Here is a 25,339-nt window from a genome sequence, read left to right on the forward strand (position 1 = left end):
CCTCACTCCGGCATTGCTCCGCGGGCCGCCGCGACGGGGCGTCCCTGCCCCGTCGCGGCTAAACCGGCGTCCTGCCGGTTTACCCGCTCCTCAATCCCTGCGTTCGGCCTCGGGCTTATTGGGGCAGTCAGAGCCAGATCAAGATCAAAAGCAAGAGCACAGCGGCCTACAGGCCGGCTTGAGTGGTAGAAGCCAGATCAAAAGCCAAAGCAGAGCTGCTTTTCTGTAGGAGCCGGCTTGCCGGCGAAAAACCTGAGAGCGCCGCGTTGARTCAGTATGCCCGCGTCATCGTTAGCGACCATCGCCGGCAAGCCAGCTCCTACAGGGGGATCGTGCTCGCTTTTGATTTTGATTTTGCYTTTGCTTCACACCACTCAAGCCGGCCTGTAGGCCGCTGTGYTCTTGATCTGCTTTTGATCTTGATCTTAGGCGCCCCGTTAAACCACGCTGGCCGAACGCAGGTAGTACGGAGCGGGTAAACCGGCAGGACGCCGGTTTAGCCGCGACGGGGCAGGGACGCCCCGTCGCGGCGGCCCGCGGAGTAGTACCGGAGTGAGGGCACACCGAGCCTAGGCGAGGTGCCGAGTGGTGGGGCAAGAGCCTTTTGGTTACTTTTGGGCTCCTTTCAAAAGTGACCCGCTGTAAGAGCGGAACCAATCGAAGCCATCACCCAAAAAACGGATATGCCCCCCCAAAAAAGCTACTGCAAGTTGACAAACAACCCCCCGTCTACCAACAGCGAAGCCCCCGTCACATACCGCGCCATATCCGAAGCAAGAAACACAATGGGGCCAGCAACGTCGTCGGGCTCGCCCAACCGCCCCAGCGGTGTACGCGACGTCATGTACGCCAACTTCTCTTCATCCGCCAAATCCTCCTTGTTGATGTCGGTAGCAATCGTCCCCGGCAACACCGAATTACAGCGAATGCCATACGGCCCCAACGCAATCGCACAGGACTGCATCAACGAGTGCAGCCCGGCCTTGGTCGGCGTGTAATGCGTTTGCATCCCGCCACCCACCAGCGCGCTGATGGAACTGACGGCGATGATCGCGCCGCCCTTGCCCTGGTTTTTCATCTGGTTGGCCGCCGCCTGCACGGCGAAGTAGGCGCCGTTGAGGTTGGTGTTGACCGTCTTGAGGTACACCTCGCGCGGCATGTCGAGGAAGGAATGAAACGGGCAAATCCCGGCATTGTTGACGAACACATCCACACTGCCGAATGCCTTGAGCGCACCCGCCACCAGCTTGTCACCCGTGTCCGGGTCAGCGGCATCACCGCCCACTTCCACCGCCTGCCCACCAAACCCCTTGATTTCCTCGATCAACGAAAACGCCGCCTCAGTCCCCTGGCCACTGCCACTATGACCAATCACCACACGAGCCCCCTGGCGCGCGCACTCACGGGCAGCAGCGCGTCCGATACCCCGGGAAGCGCCAGTAATAATCACGGTTTTATCTGCAAGTAACATAAATGAACTCCTCGAAAACAAACGGCCTCAGCCGAGATAGTTGCCGTAACCGACCATGGCGATAGCGCCGAGAATCACCGCGATACCGGCAACCAATACGCTTTTATTGGTAGCGCTGGTGCCTTGCCATTCGCGGAAATACAGCCCCCAGCCGTTGGACACGATGATGATGAACGACATGTGCAGCACCCATGAACTGGCATCGTTCTGCAGGCGGCTTTCGCCCATGCCGTAGAAGAAAAACTGCAGGAACCACAGGGTTCCGGCGCACGCCACGAGCAGGTAATTGCTTAACAGCGGGGTGCTGCGGTCGGTGTAGTTGTGGAACGTGCGGTTGCGCCAGTTCAGCCACAGGCACCAGAGGCCGTTGGTGGTCAGGCCACCCCACATGATCACCATGAAGGTCACGTTGTTCTGGAACAGGCTGTTGGCGCCGTGCTCGACAGCCGCGGCAGCCAGCGGACGCCCGGCGGAAATGCCGTAGCTGAAGCACGCGCTCAGCACCCCGGAGATCACCGCTACCAGCATGCCCTTGGCCACCGAGAACTCGCTGATGCTGGCGAATTTCACCGCTTCGGGCACCTCCCGTTCCTTGATCAGCCCGGCCTTGCCGCACACGGCGATGCCCACCAGCGATACCGCCACGCCCCACAGCACCCAATGCCCGCCCTGGGAGGCGAGCATTGAGGTCAGGGTGCCTTCGGTGGCGTCGGTGAACAGGTCGCGGTACAGCGCCGGCATCAAGGCGCCAAGGGCCGAGGTCAGGCCCAGTACCAACGACATGCCCAGGGACAGTCCGAGGTAGCGCATGGTCAGGCCGAACGTCAGCCCGCCAATGCCCCAGAGCACGCCGAACAGGTAGGTCCAGAGCAGGGTGCTGGTGTCGGCCTGGCGCAGGATGTCGGCCCAGCCGGGCACGGTCAGTTGCGCGGCAATCAGCGGCACGATCAGCCATGACACCAGGCCGCCGGTGATCCAGTAGCTTTCCCAGGCCCAGCCGCGGACTTTCTTGTAGGGGATGTAGAAGCTGCCGGAGGCGAAGCCGCCGATGAAGTGCAGGATCACACCGAAGAGAATGATTTCCACGTAGTCGAATCCTTTTTTATTGTTGTGGTACCGCGCTGATTCAGCCTGGGGTGAGGCTGAACATCGGGATCAAATCCACGCTGACGGGCGAGGCGTCCGGGTGGCTGGGCATGATGTCTTGCATGTAGTGCCACCAACGCTGCATCAGCGCGGTGCCAGGCAAGGTGTCGAGGCGGTGCTGGTCTTCGTGGGTCATCACGGCGAACAAGGCGTTGCTGGCCTCGTCGAGGTAGATCCGGTAGTCCACCACGCCGGCATCGCGCAGGGCCTGGGCCAGTTCCGGCCAGATCGCGTCATGGCGTCGACGGTACTCGGCGTGCTGCCCGGGGTTGAGGTTCATGCGAAAGGCTCGGGTCTGCATGACTGGCCTCCGTGGGGTGGCGTGGGGCTGTAGATCCGCACCGCGTTGTGCAGGAAAAACTTGCCCTGTACGTCCTCGGGTTTGCCCGCCAGGCAGGCTTTCACCAGGCCCAGGGTGGTGGCGAAATTGGCCAGGTGATCGCTGTTGGGCCAGTCGCTGCCAAAGAAGCAACGGTCTTCGCCAAAGGCTTCCCACAGCACCGCCAGGCGGTCGTTATAGAAGGCCGGGTCAAGGATCAGGCCCTGCGGGCCGACCTGGGGGATTTCCGCCAGTTTGGCAAACACATTGGGCCGCTCGGCGAGGCGCATCAGGTCGGCGTGGTACGCCGATGCTTCACCGGCCGGCACGCTGGCGTTGGGCAGGTGATCGACAATGATGCGCAGCTCGGGCAAGGCATCGCTCACGTGCAGCAGCCCTTTGATCAGGCGTGGGTTCGGGTTGGCGCTGTCCAGGCTGCGCCCGTATTCGGCGAGGCGGCGCAGGCCGTCGATAAAGCCGGGGCGCGTCTGGTCGTCGAGCAGATCGCGGTCCCACAGGTTGCCGTAGCGCAGGCCGAGGAACAGCGGTTCATGGGCCAGGGCTTCAAGGTCTGCTGCAAAGCCGTTGTGCAGCGGGTCGAGGTTGCCGACGAAACCCAGCAGGCGTGGATCGCTGCGCAAGGTTTCCAGGAGCCAGCGGTTGTCGTCGCGCCACGGGCTGGCCTCCACGGCAATTGCACCGATCACGTTATGGTCGCCCGCCAGCGCCCAATAATCCGCCGGCAAATGCGCGGCATACAGCGCGTTACCGGGTTCGGGCCAGGGAATGCCCTGGGGGCGGCGCGGGTCGAACAGGTGCAAGTGGCTGTCGATGATCGGGCCGTTGTAAGGGGTAAGAGGCATTGCGCAATCCTTGTCGGAAGAATTGATCGGGAAGGGCCCGCACGCTACCGCGCCAGGGCCCGTTGCACCACCTCAGCCCTGCAGGTACACCGCGTGGGTATGGGTGTACTCATACAGGCCGTGCTTGCCATCGGCGCCGCCGATCCCGGATTTGCGCACACCGGCGTGGAAGCCTTGCATGGCTTCGAAGTTCTCGCGGTTGACGTAGGTTTCGCCGAACGACAATTCACGCACCGCCTGCATCGCCTTGCCCAGGTCGCGGGTGTAGATCGACGACGTCAGGCCATAGTCGCAGTCATTGGCCAGGGCGATGGCCTCATCCAGGTCGTCGACAATCTGGATCGGCAGTACCGGCCCGAAGATCTCCTCGCGCATGATTTCCATGTCGGCGCGGCAACCGGCCAATACCGTGGGCTGGAAGTGAAAGCCCTGGCCCAGGTCGGCAATCTGCCCACCAGTGACCAGCGATGCACCCTGGCCCAGCGCGGTGCGCACCTTGCGATTGACGCTCTCCAGGCCCTGCCGGTTGATCAGCGGGCCCATCTCCACATCGGCTTGGGCAATGGGGTCGCCGTAGCGGGTGGCAGCCATTGCGGCGCTGATGCGCTCGATAAACTGGTCGGCCACCTTGCGCTCCACGTACACCCGCTCGGCGCAGTTGCACACCTGGCCGCTGTTGATGATCCTTGAGTCGCGAATGGCGTTTACCGCGAGGTCCAGGTCGGCATCGGCGAGGACAATGGCAGGCGCCTTGCCGCCCAGCTCCAGGTTGAGCTTGGTGATGTTCGGCGCGGCGGCGGCCATGATCCGCGAGCCGGTGGCGACGCTGCCGGTGAAGCTGATCATGTCCACGCCCTTGTGGGCGGTGAGGGCGCCACCGACGTGGCCATCGCCGCAGACCACGTTGAACACCCCGGCTGGCAGATCGGTTTCGGCCACCAGTCTGGCGAATTCAAAGCAGTTGTTGGGCGTCTCCTCGCTGGGCTTGATCACGATGGTGTTGCCGGTCAGCAACGCCGGGGCCATCTTGCGGGCGATCAGGAAGAACGGGAAATTCCACGGCAGGATGCCGGCCACCACGCCCAGCGGCTTGCGGAACAGAAAGATGTTTTCGTTGGGCCGGTCGCTGGTGATGATCTCGCCTTCGATGCGTCGCGCCCACTCGGCCATGTAGTCGAGGTAGTCGGCGGTGAAGTTGACTTCGACTTCCGCCAGGCCCGTGACCTTGCCTTGCTCCAGGGTGATGGTGCGTGCCAGGTGGGCGACGTTTTCCCGCAGCTTGGCGGCAATGCGGCGCAAGTGCCCGGCGCGTTCGATCGCGGGTTTGCGGGCCCAGTCTTTTTGCGCATGACGGGCAGCGGCCAGGGCCTGGTCGACGTCTTCAGCGGTGGACGCCGGGACCTTCGACAGCAGGGCGCCGGTGGCCGGGTTCAACACCTCCAGGTGGGCATCGCTCGGGGTAAAACGGCCGTTGATGAAATTCTGGTAGACCGGTACGGATGACATGGGCAGCTCCTCAGTAAGTGCGTGACGGCGCCTGGGCGTCGGCGACGGGGCGATAGCGGGCCAGTGTGGCCATGGCGCTCTGGCGCAACAGGCTGATGTCGATGGCCACTGCGATGAACTGGCAGCCCCAGGCTTGGTAACGTCGGGCGTCGTCTTCGTTGGGGGCGAGGATGCCGCAAGCCTTGCCGGCCGCCAGCGTGGCGTCGACCGCGTGCCGGATACGTTCCTGCACTTCGGGATGCCCGGGGTTGCCGGCGTGACCGAGGCCGATGGACAGGTCGGCCGGGCCGATAAATACCGCGTCCACACCTTCGACCGCCGCAATCGCCGCGACGTTTTCCACCCCGAGACGTGACTCCACCTGCACAATCAGGCACAGCTGTTCATGGGCGGTGTTGAGGTAGTCGGCCACGCCGTCCCAGCGGGTAGCGCGGGTCAAGCCGCCGCCGACACCACGAATGCCGTGGGGCGGATAACGCATCGCGCGCACCAGGGCCTGGGCCTGTTCGGCGGTTTCCACCATCGGGATCATCAGCGTCTGGGCGCCCACATCCAGCAGTTGCTTGATCAGGTTGGCGTCGCTGCTCACCGCGCGAACCACCGGCGCGGTGCCATAGGACGCCACGGCCTGGAGCTGGTTGAGCACGCTGGGCACGGTGTTGGGGGCGTGTTCGCCGTCAATCAGCATCCAGTCATAACCGGTGCTGGCGACGATTTCGGCGGCATAGGCCGTGGCGAAACCGGCCCAGATCCCGTATTGCGCGGCGTCTTTACGCAGCGCGGCCTTGAAAGCGTTGTGGGGCATGTGCATGGCAGGAGTCCTCAGCGGTTATACGGACGGTGCAGTTGGCAATCGGGATTGAGGTCCACGCCAAACCCTGGCTTGTCGAGCACCGACAGGCGCATGCGGCCATTCACCGGCACTGGCTCGCCGAGCAGTTGCGGGTGGAACATCGGCACCACTTCGTCGGCCTTGGGCGCCATCATCAGGAACTCGGCGAACGGGCTGTTATGGCGGGTGGCGACAAAGTGGTAGCTGTAGACCGACGAGCCGTGGGGCACCACCAACGCGTTGTGGGCGTCGGCCAGGGCGGAGATTTTCACCAGTTCGGTGAGGCCGCCGCACCAGCCCACATCCGGCTGGATAATGTCGCAGCAGCCCATCTCCAGCAGCATGCGAAAGCCCCAGCGGGTGGCTTCGTGTTCGCCGGTGGTGACCAGCATGCCCTTGGGCACGTTGTTGCGCAGGGCGGCATAGCCCCAGTAGTCGTCAGGCGACAGCGCTTCCTCGATCCACTTCAAGCCAAATTCGTGGGCGCCGGTTGCCAGCCTGGTGGCGTAGTTCAGGTCCAGGCTCATCCAGCAATCGAGCATCAGCCAGAAGTCCGGGCCGACCCGTTCGCGCATGGTCGCCAGCTCCTCGAGGTTTTTGCGCAGGCCTTCTTCGCCTTCCGACGGGCTGTGGTGCAGGGGCATCTTGCCGCCGATAAAGCCCATCTTCTGCGCCAGGTCCGGGCGGGCGCCGGTGGCGTAGAACTGCAATTCATCCCGCACCGCGCCGCCGAGCAACTGGTGCACCGGCTCCTGGCGGATCTTGCCGAGCAGGTCCCACAGCGCCAGGTCCACACCGGAGATCGTGTTGATCACCAGCCCCTTGCGCCCGTAGTACAGGGTGGACTGGTACATCTGGTCCCAGATTTTCTCGATATCGGTGACACGGGCGCCTTCCAGGAAGCGCGCCAGGTGTTTCTCGACGATGTAGGCGGCGGGCTCGCCACCGGTGGTCACGGCAAACCCGACCGTACCGTCGCTGGCCTCGATTTCCACCACGAGCGTGCCGAGTACGTTGATCCCGAAACTGCGGCGGCTCTGGCGGTATTCGGGGTATTTGCTCATGGGGGTGCTGATGTGATCGTCGATCCAGTGGCCGTCTGCCTGGTCGTGGTAATCCGCGCCGCCGCCGCGCAGCACAAAGGCGCGCACGTGCTTGATAGTGATGTTGCCCATGGTGTGACTCCTTGATTAAACAGTGGCCGGCGTGTTCGTCGCTTTTTGGCCTGGCGAATGGATACCGAGTACCAGCAAGGCGGCGAGCACGGTGGTGGCGGATAGCAGGTAGAGGCCGGCCGCAGGGGAGTGGAAGGCGGTTTCTGCCCAGTTCTTCAGCACCGGGGCGATAAACCCGCCGAGGGCGCCGAAGGAGTTGATCAACGCGATGCCGGCGGCCGCGGCGCTGCCCGCCAGATAGCTGGAGGGGAAAGTCCAGAACACCGGTTGCACAGCGATAAATCCCGAGGCGGCGAAACACAGGGCGAGCATGCCCAGCAGCGGGTTGGCGAAGGTCACGGAGCAGGCAATCCCGGCGGCGGCCATCAACAGGGTCAGGGACGCGGTTTTGCGGCGCTCGCCGGTACGGTCGGAATAGCCGGGAATCCACCAGGCGGCGAACAGCGCGCACACCCACGGAATGGCCGAGACCAGGCCCACCATCAAGCCGACCCTGGTGCCCAAAAGGCCGCTGACCTGAGTGGGCAAGTAGAACACCACGCCGTAGACGCTGGCCTGGATCAGCAGGTACACCAGGCACAGGTACAGCACGCTGGGCTGGCACAGCACATTCAGCAGGCTGCGCCCGTGGGTGGTTTTGTGTTGGTCTTCGCGGTCCAGCAGGTCCTGGATCTGGCGTTGCTCTGCCACGGTCAGCCATTTGGCATCGGCGGGGCGGTTGTCCAGGTACCAATAGGCCCAGATGCCGACCGCCGTGGCCATCAGGCCTTCCACGGCGAACAGCCATTGCCAGCCTTGCAGCCCGGAGAACCCGTCCAGCTCCAGCAACAGGCCCGACAGCGGGCTGCCGAAGATGAAGGCCAGGGGCGCGCCAAAGTAGAAGAACCCCATGGCCTTGCCGCGTACCGCAGACGGGAACCAGTAGGTGAGGTAGAGAATGACACCGGGGAAAAACCCGGCTTCGGCCACGCCCAGCAGGAAGCGCAACACGTAGAAGCTGGTTTCGTTATGGGCAAACATCATGGCGGCGGACACCAGGCCCCAACTGACCATGATCCGGCACATCCACAGGCGGGCGCCGACGCGATGCATGATCAGGTTGCTCGGCACTTCCAGCAGCGCATAGCCGACAAAAAACACCCCGGCGCCAAAGGCGAAAGCGGCATCACTAAGGCCGGTGTCGGCCTGGAAGGCTTGCTTGGCGAACCCGACGTTGGCGCGGTCGAGGAAGGCCATGATGTACATCAACAGCAGGAAGGGCAGCAGCCGCCAGGAAATCTTGGCGAGCAGAGACGCAGGCAGGGTCTTCATGGGTCAGTCCGGTTGTTTTGTTCTTATGGGAAGGACTGTACGGCGCTCGATCTATGCGCTACAAATCGAATCTCGCTTACAACTGATAACCTCAGGGTATCGATAACAAGGAAAACAATGAGTAGTCCCGCGATCTCCCGCAGCCTGTTCAACCGCCTGCGCTACAAGCATCTGCATATGCTGGTGGCCTTGAGTTCCAGCCAGAACCTGCACCGCGCGTCCCAGAGCCTGAACATGTCGCAACCGGCGGCGACGCGCATGTTGCGGGAGATCGAGGACATGTTCGCCTGCGACCTGTTCGAGCGCCTGCCCCGGGGCATGCGCCCCACGGCGCTGGGCAAGGAGCTGATCCGCTTTGCCGAATCCGCCCTCAGCGGCCTCGATCGCTGCGCCGAGGAATTGAGGGTGCGCCAGCAGGGCGGCTACGGGTATTTGTCGATCGGCACGATCATGGGCGCGGCGCCGGACCTGGTGATGGACTCGATTGCGCAGATCAAGTCGCTCAACCCGCAGATGCGCATTCGCATCATGGGCGACACCAGCGACCAGGTGATCCAGTTGCTGGAACAGGGCCGCATCGACCTGGCCATCGCCCGGCGCAATGCCGCCACCGACAGCGAGCATTACAGTTTCGAGCCCCTGGGTAATGAACGGATGCTGGTGGTGGTGCACGCCGGCCATCCCCTGGCGCAGCGCGAACACTTGCCGTTGGCGGAGCTGGTCAGCGACTGGCCGTGGATCCTGCAACCGCAAACCAGCCCGGCGCGCATTGGTTTTGATGAGGCGCTGCAACACCTGGCCTTGCCGCAGCCGGCGGACATCATCGAGTGCAGTTCGGTGTATTCCATGCAACAACTGATTCAACTCACCGACGCAATCATGGTGCTGTCGGAAAGCGCCCTGCGGGATTACCTGAAAATGGGCCTGGTGGTGGCCTTGCCGGTGGTGCTGGAGGTGCAGCTGGCGCCGTTCGGGATGCTGTTGCGCAAGGGCGACCCGGTGAGCCGCGAGCTGGGGCTGTTTATCGACATGCTCCGACAGAAAGCCGCGATGCTTTAAACGCTGCGTGTAAAAGAACGTGGTATGCCGGCGGGATATTAAATAGAATGAATCTCATTTGAGATTAACTCGCGCCGCGCAGGTTACTTGCCATGAATGATGCTGTATTGCCGACGCACCTGGCTGAAGCGAGTCTTCACACCTTGTACCGCGACCACCGCAGCTGGCTGGAAAGCTGGCTGCGGCGGCGCCTGGGCAATGCCTGGGATGCGGCCGACCTGAGCCAGGACACGTTCCTGCGGGTGCTGGCCAGCGCCCAGCCGATTGCACAATTGCAGGAGCCCCGGGCTTACCTGGTGACCGTGGGCAAGCGCTTGCTGGTCAACTTTCACCAACGGCGCAGCCTGGAGCAGGCATATCTCAACGCGTTGACGCACTTGCCGCAAGACTGCGTGCCGTCCCCGGAGCAGCGCTGGTTGCTGCTGGAAACCCTGCAAGCCCTGGATGAACTGCTCGACGGTTTGCCACCGGTGGTGCGCCGTGCGTTTCTGTGGAGCCAGCTGGAAGGCCTGGGTTACCGGGAGATTGCCGAGCGGCTCAATGTCTCCGAGCGTACGGTCAAGCGCTACATGGCCCAGGCCTATGAGCATTGCCTGCTGGTGGACCTGTGAGCCGCAGCGCGCCGGATCTCGCCCGTGCGGCGGCGCAGTGGCTGGCGTTGCTGGAGTCTGGCAGTGCCACTGAGCGTGATCACGCCAGCCTGCAACAGTGGCGCGACAGCCATCCCCAGCACGAACAAATCTGGCAAAAAGCCCAACTGTTGCGTCAGCGATTTAACGATTTGCCACCGGCATTGGCCATGGCCAGCCTTGATCGCCCGCAACCGGGACGGCGCGCGGTGCTCAAGCGTGCCTTGGGCGTGGCCGCGCTGGTGCCGGCTGCGTGGTTGCTCAGCCGGCAATTGCCGATCGATGCATGGCGCGCCGACCTTCATACCGCGACTGGCGAACGCAAGCGGGTGTCGCTGGCGGACGGCAGTAGTCTGCAACTCAATACCGCGAGTGCGGTGGATGTGGACGTGGCCCGGCGCCGTGTGACGCTGGTGGAAGGCGAGATGGCGTTGACGGTGCCGGGGGCTGGTGCACTGACGGTGCAGACGCGTTATGGCCAGGTGATTGTCAGCCAGGCTGAGGTGTGTGTGCGGCAGCTGTCTTCCGGGTGCCTGGTGTCGGTCTTGAAGGGCGCGGTGCAGGTGCAGGACCTGCGGGGGCAAGTGGCGACGTTGCAAGGTGGGCAACAGGCGCGTTTGCAGGCGTCCGGTATGGGCGCAGCCGTGGTGTTTGATGCGCTGCAACTGGGTTGGCGCGAGGGTGTGTTGACCGCGCAGAACCAGCTGTTGGGCGATTTTTTGCGGGAGTTGGAGCGGTATCGGCCGGGGGTGATGCGTTGGGACTCGAGCCTTGAAGCGCTGCGGGTGACCGGGAGTTTTCAGTTGGCCGATACTGATCGCATTCTTGCGTTGCTGGCGTCGACGATGCCGCTGGAGGTGCAGTCGCGTACGCGGTATTGGGTGACGCTGACGGCGCGTAAAACGGCTGTCTGAGGACATATCCGTTATTTAGGTAACGGCCGCTTATGGTTTCGCTCTTACAGCGACTCACTTTGGAAAAGCCGGAATGCCGGCCCAGCCCAAAGTAAGCAAAGGGCTCTGCCCCGCCTGTCGGCACCTCGCTAAGGCTCGGTGTTCCCTCACTCCGGCATTGCTCCGCGGGCCGCCGCGACGGCCCGTCCCTGGCCCGTCGCGGCTAAACCGGCGTCCTGCCGGTTTACCCGCTCCTCAATCCCTGCGTTCGGCCTCGGGCTTATTGGGGCAGTCAGAGCCAGATCAAGATCAAAAGCAAGAGCACAGCGGCCTACAGGCCGGCTTGAGTGGTAGAAGCCAGAGCAAAAGCCAAAGCCAAAGCGAAAACCAAATCTGAAACTGCTGCAGCTCTGCTTTTCTGTGGGAGCTGGCTTGCCTGCGATGCAGACAACTCGGTTTTTCAGATGCACTGAGGCGATGCCATCGCAGGCAAGCCAGCTCCCACATTTGACCGTGCCCGCTTTAGATTTTGATTTTGCTTTTGCTCCACACCACTCAAGCCGGCCTGTAGGCCGCTGTGTTCTTGATCTGCTTTTGATCTTGATCTTAGGCGCCCCGTTAAACCACGCTGGCCGAACGCAGGTAGTACGGAGCGGGTAAACCGGCAGGACGCCGGTTTAGCCGCGACGGGGCAGGGACGCCCCGTCGCGGCGGCCCGCGGAGTAGTACCGGAGAGAGGGCACACCGAGCCTGGGCGAGGTGCCGAGTGGTGGGGCAAGAGCGTTTTGCTTACTTTTGCGCTGTTCAAAAGTGAGCCGCTGTAAGAGCGGAACCCATATCAGCCATCACCCAAATACCGGATATACACCCCAGCCTGACTTACCCCCCCCCAACACGTGCGTTTCAGATCACATGCGCCCGCTGCAACTCGGTCAACGCCAGTGCCTTGAGGCGCGCCAACAGCGGATCCCGCCGGTCCCGCGGATGCTCCAGCTCCACCGCCAGTTCCTGGCGAATACTGCTGGGCCGGTTATCCATCACCAGTACCCGGTCACTCAGGTACAGCGCCTCGTCCACATCGTGGGTCACCAGCAACAGGGCGATCCCGTGGTGCTCAGCCAATTGCAGCAGCAAGTCCTGCAGCTTCATGCGGGTAAACGCATCCACCGCGCTGAACGGCTCGTCCAGCAGCAACACCTGCGGCCGCGAATACAGCCCGCGAGCAATCGCCACCCGTTGCGCCATGCCGCCCGACAACGCCTTGGGCAACGCCTGGCCAAAGCCGGTAAGCCCCACCTCGTCAATCAACTGCGCGACCCAGGCTTTGTCATAGCCGTTGTCATCGCTGAAACCGATGTTTTGCTCCACCGTCAGCCAGGGCATCAGGCGCGGCTCCTGGAACACAAACGCGACCTCGCCACCGCCCTGTAACAGCTCACCCTGGTAGTCCTTTTCCAGCCCGGCAACGATCCGCAGCAAGGTGCTTTTGCCGCAGCCGCTGGGCCCCAGCAAACTCACCGCCTCCCGCGGTTGCAGGGCCAGGTGGACGTTGGTCAGCACCGTGGTGGCGCTGAAATTTTTACGCTCGACACGAATGTCCAGTAGCGCTTCGCTCATGCTCAATTCTCCGGGCCTTGGCCGTTGAAGGTGTCGCGCCAGGCCAGGCAGCGTTTCTCCAGGGCGGCCAGCAGGCCGTCGCTGATCTTGCCCAACAGGGCCAATACAATGATCGCCGCCAGCACAATGTCGGGCCGTGAGGTTTCCCGGCCATCGCTGAGCAGGTAACCCAGGCCCTTGGTCGCGGCGATCAACTCGGCCGCCACCAGGAACATCCAGGCCAGGCTCAAACCGCTGCGCAAACCGGTGAACAAGCCGGGCAGGGCGGCGGGCAACAGGATGCGGCGCACCAGGCGCGTACGGCTGAAGCCATACATCTGCCCGACTTCCACCAGCTTGCGGTCGATGTCGCGAATCGCCGCGACGCCATTGAGGTACACCGGGAAGAACGCGCCGATGGCAATCAGCACGATCTTCGAGGTCTCATCAATGCCCAGCCACAGCAGCAACAGCGGCACCCACGCCAGGCTCGGGATCGAGCGCAGGCCGGCGAAGGTCGGTTCCAGGTACGCCTCGGCCTCGCGGCTCAAGCCGACCCAGGCGGCAAACACCAGGGCCAGGCTGGCGCCGATGGCGAATCCCAGCAGTACCCGCAACAGGCTGGCGCTGATGTGTTTCCACAACGCGCCTTCGGCGAGGTCGGTGAGGGTCACCGCGATCTCGCTGGGGGCCGGCATCTGGTAGGACGGCAGCCAGCCGATACGCACCACCACTTCAAGGATCACCAAGATCAACACCGGCAACGCCAGGCCCTTGAGCCGGCGTGGCCAGGCGCTGCGCTGGACAGTGATCGTGGGTGTCCGTGGGACCGGCAGGGCTTCGCTTTTGCTGCTCATGACGCTCCCCTTATGGACGAGGCAAGGCCTGGCCGAAGCTTGGGTCGATCAACTGGTCGATCACCTGATCCACATTCACCCCACGGCGCACCAGTTCTTCCGACACCAGGATCGGCGCAGCAGCCTTGGAGGACACCACGTCCTGAGCGGTGAGCAACGGGCTGCTCAGGTCGGTGCGGGACAATTGCAGCTTGGCCACTTCCAGCGGCAGGCCGGATTCGTCCGCCAGCAGCTTGGCAAATTCATCCGGGTGCTGGACCGCCCAGTTGCGGGCTTTTTCATAGGCGCCGAGCACTTTGGCGATGGTCTGCGGATGCTCCTTGGCGTACGTCTCGGTGACGCTGACCACGCCATAGCTGTTGAAGTCCTTGTTGCGGTACAGCAGGCGCGAACCGGCCTGGATTTCACTGGCGGCCATGTGCGGGTCAAGACCGGCCCAGGCGTCGACATCACCTTTCTCCAGGGCGGTACGGCCGTCCGGATGTTGCAGGTGCACCAGTTCTACGTCGTCCTTGGCCAGGCCGGCTTTCTGCAGGCTGCGCAGGGTGAACAGGTACGGGTCGGTGCCTTTGGTGGCGGCAATTTTCTTGCCCTTGAGGTCGCTCACGCTCTTGAAGGTTGAATCCTTGCGCACCACCAGTGCGGTCCACTCGGCGCGGCTGTACACATACACCGACTTGATCGGGCTGCCGTTGGCCCGGCTCAACACCGCCGACAGGCTGGCGGACGAAGCGAAATCGACACCGCCGCTGTTGAGGTATTCCAGGGAACGGTTGCTGCCCTGGCTCAGCACCCAGCCGACCTTGGTTTTTGGCAGTGCGTCTTCGAGCCAGCCGAAGTGCTTGAGCACCAGGCTCACCGGCGAGTAATAGGCATAGTCCAGGTTGACTTGCGCAGGGTCGGTTTCCGCGGCATGGGCCAGGGGTTGCAGGCTGAGGGCGAGGGCGCAGGCGCCCAGAAGGGTTTTGGCGAAGGGTTTCATGGAACAGCTCCGGGCAAGGCGGGAAAGAGAAGGCTTTTCTTATATTCAGAAAATTCATATGGCATGTTCCATCATGCGTTATAGGAATATGCAGTCTCTGTGCCAGCAGTCGCGGGGCCGTTTCTATTGGGGTTGGGGGCAGGGGCGTTGTGATGGGAGAGGGCACTTTGTTGAATCACTGTTGGCTGCGCAACAGCTTGTATATTTCTTTATAGAATAAATAAAGAGTTATTTATTCCTTTTGTTGTTTTCACGAATAGGGCACTTTGAGTGCCTGCGCATTCGTGCGGATTGACCCAACAGACCAAAGGAAAGCCGACATGACCATTAAAGCGATCAACGTGCGCAACCAGTTCAAAGGCGTGATCAAGGAAATCCTGATCGGCGAAGTGGTGTCCGAGATCGATGTGCAAACCGCGTCGGGGATCGTGACGTCGGTGATTACCACGCGCTCGGTGCGCGACCTGGAATTGAAAGTGGGCAGTGAAGTGATTGCCTTTGTGAAATCGACCGAAGTTTCGATCGCTAAGCTGTGACTGCAATCCAGTTGTGAATTCAATCCAAATGTGGGAGCTGGCTTGCCTGCGATGACGGAGTGTCAGTCGACCTATTTGTCGGCTGATACACCGCTATCGCAGGCAAGCCAGCTCCCACACTGATTTGTGTAGATTTAGTTGAGCCGAGGGCCGCCTCCAGACGGCCGGGACCCGGGCTTCTCACCCGAAGCATCCGGCAGTTCCTTGGGCTTTTCACTCGGGTCCTTGTAGTCCTTGTGCAAATCCCCATCCAGCCGGTTGCTCGACGAGCCGCCGCTTTGCGGTGTCGCGTCAAAGTGCTCCCACTCCGATTGCTGGAAGCGGAACAGGCTGTCATCGGTCGGCGTGTCGCGGCCGTGGTAGTGGTGGATTTCGTAGTGGGCGTATTCGACCTTGTCCGCCCAGTTGTCCTGCAATAAACCGTCGCCCGCCAGGTCGCGGTACCAGTCGTTTTCCTTCTCGGTGGCCTTCTGTTTTTTGTTGTGGTCGACGAAGTAGCCGATGATCCCGCCCACCACCGCCAACACCACGCCCACCAGGAACAAAGGGCCGGTCAGCGCTGCCGCCGTGCCTGCGCCAAACAGCGCTGCTGCACCCAATACGCCGGCCGATGCGCCGAATGCACCGCCCGCCACCTGCAACCCACCCGCCGCCTGAGCCAACGGGTCTTTGCTGTCCACGCCACTTTTGATCGCCAGGGCGCCGAGTACGATGTCGGCAAAACCACCGGCGATATCCGTGGCCGGGCCCAGCACCTTGATCACCGAACCTGCGATCTTCGCCGACTGGGAAGCGCCGAGCTTGGCCGCACCGGCAGCCTTCAGGCCGTCATCCAGGTGGGTGGCGAGACCTTCGGTGGCTTCGGTCACGGCTTTATCGCCTTCGCCAAACAGTTTGGCGACGCCGTCGTACTGGCTGTCGGGAACCGCGTCCAGGGCCGCGGCAATTTCCTTGCTGACCTTTGAGTCGATCTCGGTGGGCTTGCTGAAGTCGATGACTTTGCCGGCCGCACCTTCCTTGCCCCAGATTTCCGGCAGGGTCTTGTCCAGGCCGAGAAAGTCCACCAGGCCGCCCTTGCCCAGGGCTTCGCCGATCTTGTCGCCGAGCTTGACGAAGTGGCTCGCGCCGCCGGCAAAACTCAGGAAGTCCTTGGCGATGGTCATACGCTGGGCCGGGGTTTCGCCGAGCTTGCCGCCTTTGCCCACCAGTTGGTAAATCCCTGAGAACAGGCTGACGCCGGCGCCCATGGAACCGAGGATGCCTTTGCTGTTGAGGGTGTTGAACACCTCGCCGAGCATGCCGCGATCCGCCACGGGGATATAGGGTTTGCTCAGGGCGGTTTTCACGTCGGCTTCGCTGATGGTGCCGCTGTTCTTGTAGACGTCGCCGAGTTCTTCCAGGGCCTTCGTCACGGCCGAGGATTTCTCCTTGCCCTCCAGGCCTTCGTTGAGGAATTTCTCCAGCACTTCCTGGCTGCGTCGCGGCAAGTCCAGCAGGTTGCCCTTGAGCACGCCCTTGAGCAGGCCGAACAGGTCCTTGGTGGCCAGTTCCTTGTTCTCGTCGGAGATCTTGCTCGGGTCCGACAGGATCTCGTTGAGGTCGGTGGTGAGGCCGTCGGCCTGGATATTCTGCGCGGCCTTGGTGGCGGCTTCCGGGTCGAACAGCGACAGCGAGGTGAGGGTGTTGCTCAGGTCCTGTTGGGCTTCGTGGCTCTTGCCCTGTTTTTGCAGGTCCTTGAGGTAGAGCACGTAGTCGGGGTTGTTGGTCAGGTCGAGGAGCTTCTGCTTGATCTCGTCCTTGTTGGGCAGGTGACTGATGGCGTCGTCCATCTTGGTCTTGTAGTCGGCCTGCACGGTCGGGTCTTTAAACAGTTCGCCGATCTGCTCCTGCACGGCCTTGCCGTCGATGATGTCGTGCATGTCGGCGGAAGTGAGTTCGGTCTGCTTGTCATCGAACTCGCGCCAGGTGGTGTTGAACGGGCGCTTGGATTCTTCGTAGCCGGTGATGCCGTGGCCGTTCTGGTAGGCCGCCTGGGCTTCCAGGGCCCGGACCAGTTTGGCCCGCGGGTCGTCCTTGGGAATCGAGCCGTCCTTGACCCCGGCACGGTAGGTGTCGATCAGTTCGGTGGTGGCCAGTTCGCTGACGCTTTGGGTCGGCGATTTATCGTCGTCCTTGTCGGCGTGCACACCGGTGTCGAGGTTGAGCACGTCCAGTTCGTCGTTGCTCGGCAGGTTGTACTTGGCGCGGGTTTCGTCGACGGTGCCGGCGCTCCAGGCTTCCCACTTGGCGACCACTTCGTCGTAAAGCTGCGGGCTGAGTTCCTTGGAAACGATGACCTTGCCTTCACTGGTTTCATAGCGGATCAGGCCGTCCCCCAGTTCATCGGGGGAGCCGAAAGTGATCTCGGTGTTTTTCAGGAAATCATTCGGCCCCGCCAGCTTGTAGCCGGCGTCTTCACTGGAGTGGATCTTGCTCCAAGTGTCCTGGGCGGTGGCCACGCTCTTGAACAGTTCCGGGCTGACGTCGGCCGACACCACGACTTTGGTGCCGTCGTGGGTTTCATAAGTCAGTACATTGCCTTGCTGGCCTTCGATCCAGCCGAAGCCCTTGTAGTCATTCAGTTCCGGGGGTTGGGTGTTGGCGTCCGCCAGGGTGGAACCGTCGTTGAGTGCGGACTCCACGGCGGCCTTTTTGTCCGGGTGGGTGTAGACCTCGTGCAGGCCCGCCAGGTAATCGAACAGCTTGGGGTTGTCGTCCCGGGCCACGACCATTTTCTGGCCGTTGCTTTCGAAGCGGATCAGGCCGGGGCCGACTTCATCCTCGGGGCCGACGGTGGTGCCGGCGTAGGGCGGCCACACTTCGTTGTCGCTGGCGCGCTTGTAGCCGGCGTCTTCGCTGCTGGCCAGGCCGGTGAAGCTTTCATAGGCTTCCTTGGCTTTCTGGAACGCTTCGGGGTTGTCGCGCTGGCTGATGACAAACTTGTTGCCGTCCTGGGTTTCGTAGCGGATCACACCCGGGCCGGTTTCGTCCGGTGGCCCGAGGGATTTGTAGTCGCCGAGTTTTTCCGGGGCCGTGGCGTCGCCGCCCAGGCGCTGGTAGCCGGCGGCTTCGCTGGCGTTGACGCCGGAGAGCGCCTTGAAGTCGGCGCTGACTTGCTTGAACAGGTCGGGGCTGTCCTTTTCGCTGACGATGACTTTCTTGCCGTCCTGGGTTTCATAACGAATCAGGCCGGGGCCGACTTCGTCCGCCGGGCCGATGGCCTTGTAGTCGCCCAGGATGGTGGGCGGTGCGGCGTCCTTGGCGGCCAGCTCATAGCCTTGTTCCTTGCTGGCAGCGAGCCCTTGCGCGGTTTTGTCGCCGGCCTCGACCTTCTTGTTGTTGGCGCTGTTCTTGAGCAGCACATGGAACGCCGCGCCGGACTTGGGCGGTGTGAGGGGAAGGGCCTTGGGGTCGGTCGAGCGGTTGAGCGGCTGGGTCGTCATGCCATGGAACTCCTGCTGTTACCGGTGGGACGAATCGGCAAAAACAGTAACAGCAGGGGTTCGGTGGTCGTTGCGAAAAGTTGTGAATTGCGCCTTAACGGTGACGCAGGCTGCGTTCCATGCGGGCAATGCCTTCTTCCAGCATCGCCCGTGGGCAGCCGAAGTTCAGGCGCACGAACTGCTGGCTGTCGTCGCCGAATTCAATCCCGGCGCTCAAACCGACCTTGGCCTGTTCCAGGAAGAACCGTTGCGGGTCGTCCAGGCCCAGGGCGCTGCAATCCAGCCAGGCCAGATAGGTGCCTTGGGGCGCATGCATCACCACGCCGGGCAGGCGGGTTTGCACGGCGTTCAGCAGGTAGTCGCGGTTGGCTTGCAGGTAGGCCACCAGTGCTTCCAGCCAGTCGCCGCAGTCGCTATAGGCTGCACGGGTGGCTTCCAGGCCCAGGGGGCTGACGCTGTCGACCATGCCGCAACGGGCGTGGTTGAAACGCTCGCGAATCTCCGGGTTCTGGATCACCGCAAAGCAGGTCTTCAGCCCGGCGACGTTATACGCCTTGCTCGCCGACATCAGGGTAATAGTGCGCTGGGCGATCTCGGGGCTGAGGCTGGCGGTGGGAATATGCCGGCGGCCGTCAAAGCACAGCTCGGCGTGGATTTCATCGGAGACGATCAGCGCGCCCTGGTCGAGGCAGGCGGTGGCCACGGCCAGCAGTTCTTCGCGAGGGAAAACCTTGCCCATCGGGTTGTGCGGGTTGCTCAACAGCAGCGCACCGGCGCCGGTGAGGGCTTCCCGCATGGCCGGCAACGGCGTGAGGTACTCGCCCTCGGCGCTCAGTTCAAACGGCACTTCGATTTTTGGCAGGTTCCAGTGGCCCGGCGCCAGGCGGATCGGGCGATAGTTGGGGGTTTGCAGCACCACCGGTTGGCCGGGCTGCACAAACGCATGCAGCGCCATGTTGAAACCCGGCTCGACCCCCGGCAGGAACAGCAGCTCATCCGGCTGCACGCGCCAGGCGTACTTGGCCCACAGGTCGGCGACGATCGCCTCGCGCACGCCATCGCAGGCCACGCTGTAGCCGAGGATTTGCTGGCCAAGGCGTTCGTGCAGCGCCTGAAGCACGGCCGGTGGCGCGGCGATGTCCATGTCGGCAATCCACATCGGCAGAACGTCTTGCGGGTAACGACTCCACTTGGTACTGCCGGTGCCGAGGCGGGAGTGGATCGTGTCGAAATTAAAGCTCATGGGTGGCTCAAGTCAGGGAGGCGGGCGAGGAAATGGCGCTGATTCTAGCGCCATTAATTTTACGCGCCAGCGCTGATTGTCGCGTGGCCTCCCGCCTGCCGGTCAAACGCCCCGGACAACTGTTCGTGGGCGTGCGCCAGGCTGCGCTGGACGGCCGCTTCGCCCCGGACCATGGCGCCCAGATAGACGAAGCGCACGGTGTGAATGCCCACGGTTGCGAGGATCGCCTGCAGGTACGGGCTCAGGAAGTCCGGCTCACGGCTTTTCCGTGAATTTCCGGAACTCACCAATACAAAAGTGCGCCGATCCTTGAGCAGGCCGACTTTTTCAAACTGCGGGCTGACCGTGAAGCTGCGGTGGATACGCACCACATGATCGATCCAGCACTTGAGCGCCGCCGGCAGGGTGAAGTTGTGCACCGGGGTGCAGATAATCAACAGGTCGCAGGCCTCCAGCTCGACGATCAGCTGTTCGGAGCGCGCCGTTGCCGGGCCACTGAGGCCGCCGGGCGTGGTCAGGGCGCTGGCGTATTCCCGGGTCAGCGGCGGCAGTGCCTGGCCGCCGTAGTCACGCTCGGTCACCTGGGCCTCTGGCGCCTGTTCACGGAGCAGGGCGCGAGCCAGGCGGAAGGTCTGGGCGGCCTTGCCATGGGGGCTGAAGCTCAGCAGCAGGGCGCGGGTCATTGGCTGAGGTCCTGGGAAAAGTGCATCCCCCGCGGCAGCAGGCCCTGACGAAAGTAGAAGCGCTGGGCCAGGGCCATGTGCATGCCCGTGTCCAGCACCAGGTAGCGATAACCCAGGCTGCGGGTTTGCTGGCGTACCTGGTCCAGCAGTTGCTCACCCAGGCGCCGGCGTTGCAGAGAAGCGTCTACCACCAGGTCATCGACGTAGATGAAGCGGCCATACAGCAGGTTTTCGGTCCGGCGATAACCGGCCAGGCCCAGCACCTGGCCGTTTTCCCGGGCGGCCAGCAGGCGGTAGCCGTTTTCCCGTTGGCGCTGGATTTGCCGGGTAAAGGCTTGCGGGTCGCTGAGCATGGGCCGCAGTTGCTGCATGACGGCAAAGCAGGCCTGGCAGTCGGCGTCGGTTTCGATGTGCACGAACTCCACGTGATCATTCATGGTGGCCGTGCTCCAGGTGGGCTTTCACCGCTGCGGGTACTTTGCGAAAGCTGATGGCGACGCGGTTCAGGGCGTTCATCAGGGCGATGGCCAGGGTCAGGTCGGCGATTTCCTTGGCACTGAAGACCGCGGTGGCCTCGGCATAGTCCGCGTCCGGCACCTCGGTTTGCGCGACCCGGGTGACTGACTCGGCCCAGGCCAGGGCTGCGGATTCGCGGGCGGTGAACAGCGGCGAGGCTTCGCGCCAGGCGGCCAGCAGCATCAGTTTTTCCAGGCTCACGCCCTGTTTGAGCAGGTCGCGGGAATGGGAGTCGAGGCAATAGGCGCAGCCGTTGAGTTGCGAGACCCGCAGGTACACCAGGTCAATCAATTCCTTCTCCAGGCCGCAGCCGTGGATATAGCTGTGCACCGAGCCAAGGGCTTTGTAGCCGACGGGCGCCGCCTGGGCGTAGTCGAGACGGTGTTGCATGGGGTGGCTCCTGACTGTCGTGAAGTGATGCCGCCAGTCTGGCGGCCGGGTCGCCGGCTCAATAGGGCCAAGAATGGACAAGCGGGTTGGGACAAGATCAGACTTCAGGGCTGATTGACTGTGAGCCGGATAACGATGTCGTCACTGCCCAAATACCAGGAGATTTACCGGCGCTTTCGCCAGGCCATCGACCAGGGCCAACTGCGCCCCGGCGAACGGGTGCCGTCGGTGCGCAGCCTGGCCCAGGAACTGAAGGTGGCCCGGGGTACCGTGGAGACGGCCTATCAGTTGCTGGTCAGCGAAGGCTTCTTCCTCGCGCGCGGCCAAGCGGGCACGGTGGTGGCCGAGGCACTGCCGCAGCGGTCGATCAAGACGCTGCCGGTGGCATCCGAACCCGTGGCACCGGCATCCAACCCGCGCCTGCTGCAACTGGGCTTGCCGGCGCTCGACAGTTTCCCGCGCAAGTTGTGGGCGCGGCTGGTCACCCGCCAGGTGCGGCGTATCGACGTGAACAGCCTGGCCATGGGCGACGTGCGTGGTGCCCGTTCTCTGCGTGTGGCGATTGCGCAATACCTGGCGCTGTATCGGGGCGTGGAGTGTTCGCCGGAGCAAGTGTTTGTGTGCGCCGGTTATTCGGCGTGCCTCGCGCTGGTGTGTGATGCGCTGCAGATGGCCGGCCAGGACTGCTGGTTCGAAGACCCGGGCTACCTGCATGCGCGGCAGTTATTACTCCACTTGGGCGTGAAGTTGGTACCGGTGCCGGTGGACCGTGACGGGCTTGATGTGGAGGCGGGCGTACGGCGCGCTCCAAAGGCGCGGCTGGCGATTGTCACCCCGGCCCACCAAAGTCCGCTGGGGGTGGCCCTCAGTGCCTCCCGGCGGCTCGGTTTGCTCGATTGGGCGCAAGCCCATGGCGGCTGGGTGGTGGAAGATGACTACGACAGCGAGTTTCGCTACAAGGGCCAACCCCTGGCGGCGCTCAAGAGCCAGGACACCGCCGACCGGGTGATCTACTCGGGCAGCTTCAGCAAGATGCTGTTCCCGGGGTTGCGCCTGGGCTATCTGGTGGTGCCTCAGGCGTTGCGCCCGGCCTTTGAGGCCAGCGCCGGCGTCCTGCAAAACCGCAGCGCTGAATTGCTGCAAGCCACCACGGCCGACTTTCTTGAGCAAGGCCATTTCACCCGGCACCTGAAAAAAATGCGCCAGCTCTACACCGTGCGGCGCGGTTTCCTGGTGGAAGCGTTGGCCAGTCATTGCGGGGAGTTTTTGCAGGTGGATGAGCAGTCGGGCGGGATCAACTTGTTGGCGCGGCTGCGGGTGGACGTCCCTGATCAGGCGATCGCGGCGGCCGCCGCTCGTGTGGGGCTGGGGATTCAGGCCGTGTCTGGCTGGAGCATCGAGCCCGGTCGCCAGCAAGGCCTGTTGATGGGCTTCACCAACCTGGCAACTCGCCAGCAGGCCATGGACGTGGCGTTGGTGTTGCGCGAGGTCATCGACGGCGCTTTATGAAGACCGGTTGAACATCTTCATTCGCCACATCGGCCCCAAGCTTCTACCCTGAAGGCATAGCCCTCAGGACGCCAAGCGCTCATGTACAAAGACCTGAAGTTCCCGGTTCTGATCGTACACCGCGACATCAAGGCCGACACCGTTGCCGGCGACCGCGTCCGGGGCATCGCCCGGGAGCTGGAACAGGAGGGCTTCAGTATCTTTTCGGCGGTGGACTACGCCGAGGGCCGCCTGGTGGCTTCCACCCATCACGGCCTGGCCTGCATGCTGATTGCCGCCGAGGGTGCGGGGGAAAATACCCACCTGATGCAAAACATGGTGGAGCTGATCCGCCTGGCGCGGGTACGGGCTCCGAACCTGCCGATCTTCGCCCTCGGTGAGCAAGTCACCCTGGAAAACGCCCCGGCCGACGCCATGAGCGAGCTCAACCAGCTGCGGGGCATTCTTTACCTGTTTGAAGACACCGTGCCGTTTCTCGCCCGGCAAGTGGCCCGGGCGGCGCGGGCTTACCTGGATGGCCTGTTGCCGCCATTCTTCAAGGCGTTGGTGCAGCACACGGCGGACTCCAATTACTCTTGGCACACCCCCGGTCACGGCGGTGGCGTGGCCTATCGCAAGAGCCCGGTGGGGCAGGCGTTTCATCAGTTCTTCGGGGAAAACACCCTGCGTTCGGACTTGTCCGTGTCGGTGCCGGAACTCGGCTCGCTGCTGGACCATACCGGGCCGCTGGCCGAAGCCGAAGCCCGGGCGGCACGTAACTTCGGCGCCGATCATACTTACTTCGTGATCAATGGTACGTCCACCGCCAACAAGATCGTCTGGCACTCCATGGTGGGCCGTGATGACCTGGTGCTGGTGGACCGCAACTGCCACAAGTCGGTGCTGCATTCGATCATCATGACCGGCGCGATCCCGCTGTACCTGTGCCCGGAGCGCAATGAACTGGGGATCATCGGGCCGATTCCCCTGAGCGAGTTCAGCCCGGACTCGATCCGCGCCAAGATCGACGCCAGCCCGCTGACCCGTGGCCGGCCGGCCAAGGTCAAGCTGGCGGTCGTCACCAACTCCACCTACGATGGCCTGTGCTACAACGCCGAGCTGATCAAGCAGCAACTGGGCAACAGCGTCGAGGTGCTGCACTTTGACGAAGCCTGGTACGCCTACGCGGCGTTTCACGAGTTCTTCGCCGGTCGCTACGGCATGGGCACCTCGCGCACGCCCGACAGCCCGCTGGTGTTCACCACCCATTCCACCCACAAGCTGCTGGCGGCATTCAGCCAGGCGTCGATGATCCATGTGCAGGATGGCGGGGTGCGCAAGCTGGACCGTGACCGCTTCAACGAAGCCTTCATGATGCATATTTCCACCTCGCCGCAGTACAGCATCATCGCCTCCCTGGACGTGGCGTCGGCCATGATGGAAGGCCCGGCGGGGCGTTCGTTGCTGCAAGAAATGTTTGACGAAGCCCTGAGCTTTCGTCGCGCCCTGGCCAACCTGCGCCAGCACATTGCCGCCGAAGACTGGTGGTTTTCCATCTGGCAGCCGCCGCTGGTGGCGGGCATCGACCGGGTGGTGACGGCGGACTGGCTGCTGCAACCCGAGGCGGAGTGGCATGGCTTTGGCGATATCGCCGAAGACTACGTGTTGCTGGACCCGATAAAAGTCACCCTGGTGATGCCCGGCCTGAACGCCGGAGGGGCGCTGAGCGAGTGCGGAATCCCTGCGGCGGTGGTCAGTAAATTCCTCTGGGAACGTGGGCTGGTGGTGGAAAAGACCGGGCTGTATTCGTTCCTCGTGCTGTTTTCCATGGGTATCACCAAAGGCAAGTGGAGTACCCTGCTCACCGAATTACTGGAATTCAAGCGCAGTTATGACGCCAACGTGAGCCTCGCCAGCTGCTTGCCCTCGGTGTTTGCGCAGGGGCCGGCGCGGTATCAGGGCCTGGGCTTGAAGGATCTGTGCGATCAGTTGCACGGCTGCTACCGCAGTAATGCCACGGCCAAGCACCTGAAGCGGATGTACACCGTATTGCCGGAAATCGCCATGAAACCGGCCGATGCCTACGACCTGCTGGTCAAGGGCGACGTCGAGGCGGTGTCCATCGACGCTTTGCCAGGACGCGTTGCAGCGGTCATGCTGGTGCCTTATCCGCCGGGCATTCCATTGATCATGCCGGGGGAGCGTTTTACCGAATCGACTCGCTCGATCATTGATTACCTGGCATTTGCCAGGACGTTCGATAGCAGTTTCCCCGGCTTTGTCGCGGATGTGCATGGACTGCAACACGAAGACGACGGCACTGGTCGTTGTTACACCGTCGACTGCATCAAGGGTTAAGAAT

At 62.9% G+C, this 25,339-nt stretch carries 22 protein-coding genes; 6 read left to right on the top strand and 16 right to left on the bottom strand.

All coding sequences use genetic code 11. From position 1 onward, the window contains the following. Nucleotides 1-700: 700 nt before the first annotated feature. The 8 genes from P3C29_RS30230 to P3C29_RS30265 form a co-directional block, all read right to left on the bottom strand. Nucleotides 701-1,471 (bottom strand): SDR family NAD(P)-dependent oxidoreductase, encoded by a 771-nt coding sequence (locus P3C29_RS30230; protein WP_201124220.1) that lies wholly within the window; start codon nt 1,469-1,471, stop codon nt 701-703. Between the two features lie 27 nt (nt 1,472-1,498). After that, nucleotides 1,499-2,557 carry an L-rhamnose/proton symporter RhaT gene (gene rhaT / locus P3C29_RS30235; protein WP_169388561.1) on the bottom strand — a complete coding sequence of 353 codons (1,059 nt, stop codon included), beginning with the start codon at nt 2,555-2,557 and terminating at the stop codon, nt 1,499-1,501. Between the two features lie 40 nt (nt 2,558-2,597). After that, nucleotides 2,598-2,918, bottom strand: a complete 321-nt coding sequence (gene rhaM / locus P3C29_RS30240) for an L-rhamnose mutarotase (protein WP_275966210.1) — start codon at nt 2,916-2,918, stop codon at nt 2,598-2,600. Continuing rightward, complete coding sequence (locus P3C29_RS30245) at nt 2,894-3,799, bottom strand: amidohydrolase family protein (RefSeq protein ID WP_201124216.1); 906 nt, start codon at nt 3,797-3,799, stop codon at nt 2,894-2,896. The genes rhaM and P3C29_RS30245 overlap by 25 nt, the downstream gene beginning before the upstream one ends. Before the next feature lie 72 nt (nt 3,800-3,871). Beyond that, the gene (gene aldA / locus P3C29_RS30250; RefSeq protein ID WP_275966211.1) at nt 3,872-5,305 is read right to left on the bottom strand and encodes an aldehyde dehydrogenase; all 1,434 of its coding nucleotides are present in this window, start codon (nt 5,303-5,305) and stop codon (nt 3,872-3,874) included. A gap of 10 nt (nt 5,306-5,315) precedes the next feature. Then, complete coding sequence (locus P3C29_RS30255) at nt 5,316-6,116, bottom strand: HpcH/HpaI aldolase/citrate lyase family protein (protein WP_275966212.1); 801 nt, start codon at nt 6,114-6,116, stop codon at nt 5,316-5,318. Nucleotides 6,117-6,127: 11 nt separating this feature from the next. Further along, entirely contained in the window at nt 6,128-7,312 is a 1,185-nt protein-coding gene (rhmD, locus tag P3C29_RS30260; protein ID WP_275966213.1) for an L-rhamnonate dehydratase, read from the bottom strand. Between the two features lie 15 nt (nt 7,313-7,327). Further along, entirely contained in the window at nt 7,328-8,623 is a 1,296-nt protein-coding gene (locus P3C29_RS30265; RefSeq protein ID WP_275966214.1) for an MFS transporter, read from the bottom strand. 117 nt (nt 8,624-8,740) lie between these two features. Here P3C29_RS30265 and P3C29_RS30270 point away from each other — a divergent pair, with 117 nt between their 5' ends. The 3 genes from P3C29_RS30270 (at nt 8,741) to P3C29_RS30280 (ending at nt 11,225) form a co-directional block, all read left to right on the top strand. Then, nucleotides 8,741-9,682: a LysR family transcriptional regulator gene (locus tag P3C29_RS30270; protein ID WP_010171225.1), complete on the top strand. Its 942-nt coding sequence runs from the start codon at nt 8,741-8,743 to the stop codon at nt 9,680-9,682. 92 nt (nt 9,683-9,774) lie between these two features. After that, the gene (locus P3C29_RS30275) at nt 9,775-10,293 is read left to right on the top strand and encodes a sigma-70 family RNA polymerase sigma factor (protein ID WP_275966215.1); all 519 of its coding nucleotides are present in this window, start codon (nt 9,775-9,777) and stop codon (nt 10,291-10,293) included. Beyond that, on the top strand, nt 10,290-11,225 hold the full coding sequence (locus P3C29_RS30280) for a FecR domain-containing protein (RefSeq protein WP_275966216.1): 936 nt from the start codon (nt 10,290-10,292) through the stop codon (nt 11,223-11,225). Before P3C29_RS30275 ends, P3C29_RS30280 begins: the two co-directional genes overlap by 4 nt. A gap of 882 nt (nt 11,226-12,107) precedes the next feature. Here the strand turns inward: P3C29_RS30280 and P3C29_RS30285 are convergent. Genes P3C29_RS30285 through P3C29_RS30295 form a run of 3 tightly spaced genes read right to left on the bottom strand, consistent with a single transcriptional unit; the run spans nt 12,108 to nt 14,639 of the window. Next, nucleotides 12,108-12,821: an ABC transporter ATP-binding protein gene (locus P3C29_RS30285; protein ID WP_275966217.1), complete on the bottom strand. Its 714-nt coding sequence runs from the start codon at nt 12,819-12,821 to the stop codon at nt 12,108-12,110. Nucleotides 12,822-12,823: 2 nt separating this feature from the next. Further along, nucleotides 12,824-13,657 (bottom strand): ABC transporter permease, encoded by an 834-nt coding sequence (locus P3C29_RS30290; RefSeq protein WP_010171216.1) that lies wholly within the window; start codon nt 13,655-13,657, stop codon nt 12,824-12,826. Nucleotides 13,658-13,667: 10 nt separating this feature from the next. Beyond that, entirely contained in the window at nt 13,668-14,639 is a 972-nt protein-coding gene (locus tag P3C29_RS30295) for an aliphatic sulfonate ABC transporter substrate-binding protein (RefSeq protein WP_275966218.1), read from the bottom strand. Nucleotides 14,640-14,959: 320 nt separating this feature from the next. Between P3C29_RS30295 and P3C29_RS30300 the strand changes: the two genes are divergently transcribed. After that, on the top strand, nt 14,960-15,175 hold the full coding sequence (locus tag P3C29_RS30300) for a TOBE domain-containing protein (RefSeq protein ID WP_003217010.1): 216 nt from the start codon (nt 14,960-14,962) through the stop codon (nt 15,173-15,175). 134 nt (nt 15,176-15,309) lie between these two features. Here P3C29_RS30300 and P3C29_RS30305 read toward each other — a convergent pair whose 3' ends face one another. From P3C29_RS30305 to P3C29_RS30325, 5 genes are all read right to left on the bottom strand, one after another. Then, nucleotides 15,310-18,657 (bottom strand): hypothetical protein, encoded by a 3,348-nt coding sequence (locus P3C29_RS30305; RefSeq protein ID WP_275966219.1) that lies wholly within the window; start codon nt 18,655-18,657, stop codon nt 15,310-15,312. A 94-nt stretch (nt 18,658-18,751) separates the two neighbouring features. Further along, nucleotides 18,752-19,900: a PatB family C-S lyase gene (locus tag P3C29_RS30310; protein WP_275966220.1), complete on the bottom strand. Its 1,149-nt coding sequence runs from the start codon at nt 19,898-19,900 to the stop codon at nt 18,752-18,754. 59 nt (nt 19,901-19,959) lie between these two features. Continuing rightward, on the bottom strand, nt 19,960-20,583 hold the full coding sequence (locus P3C29_RS30315) for an NAD(P)H-dependent oxidoreductase (protein ID WP_275966221.1): 624 nt from the start codon (nt 20,581-20,583) through the stop codon (nt 19,960-19,962). After that, a complete protein-coding gene (locus tag P3C29_RS30320; RefSeq protein WP_275966222.1) occupies nt 20,580-21,020 on the bottom strand; it encodes a GNAT family N-acetyltransferase in 441 nt (146 codons plus the stop codon). Before P3C29_RS30320 ends, P3C29_RS30315 begins: the two co-directional genes overlap by 4 nt. Further along, nucleotides 21,013-21,489 carry a carboxymuconolactone decarboxylase family protein gene (locus tag P3C29_RS30325; RefSeq protein WP_010171203.1) on the bottom strand — a complete coding sequence of 159 codons (477 nt, stop codon included), beginning with the start codon at nt 21,487-21,489 and terminating at the stop codon, nt 21,013-21,015. The genes P3C29_RS30320 and P3C29_RS30325 overlap by 8 nt, the downstream gene beginning before the upstream one ends. Nucleotides 21,490-21,624: 135 nt before the next feature. Here P3C29_RS30325 and P3C29_RS30330 point away from each other — a divergent pair, with 135 nt between their 5' ends. Further along, nucleotides 21,625-22,998, top strand: coding sequence for a PLP-dependent aminotransferase family protein (locus P3C29_RS30330; RefSeq protein ID WP_275966223.1), 1,374 nt, complete (start codon nt 21,625-21,627; stop codon nt 22,996-22,998). 81 nt (nt 22,999-23,079) lie between these two features. Continuing rightward, nucleotides 23,080-25,335 (top strand): Orn/Lys/Arg decarboxylase N-terminal domain-containing protein, encoded by a 2,256-nt coding sequence (locus tag P3C29_RS30335; RefSeq protein WP_275966224.1) that lies wholly within the window; start codon nt 23,080-23,082, stop codon nt 25,333-25,335. The last annotated feature ends 4 nt before the right edge of the window (nt 25,336-25,339 follow it).

This window comes from Pseudomonas sp. 1912-s (assembly GCF_029269205.1).
GTDB lineage: Bacteria > Pseudomonadota > Gammaproteobacteria > Pseudomonadales > Pseudomonadaceae > Aquipseudomonas.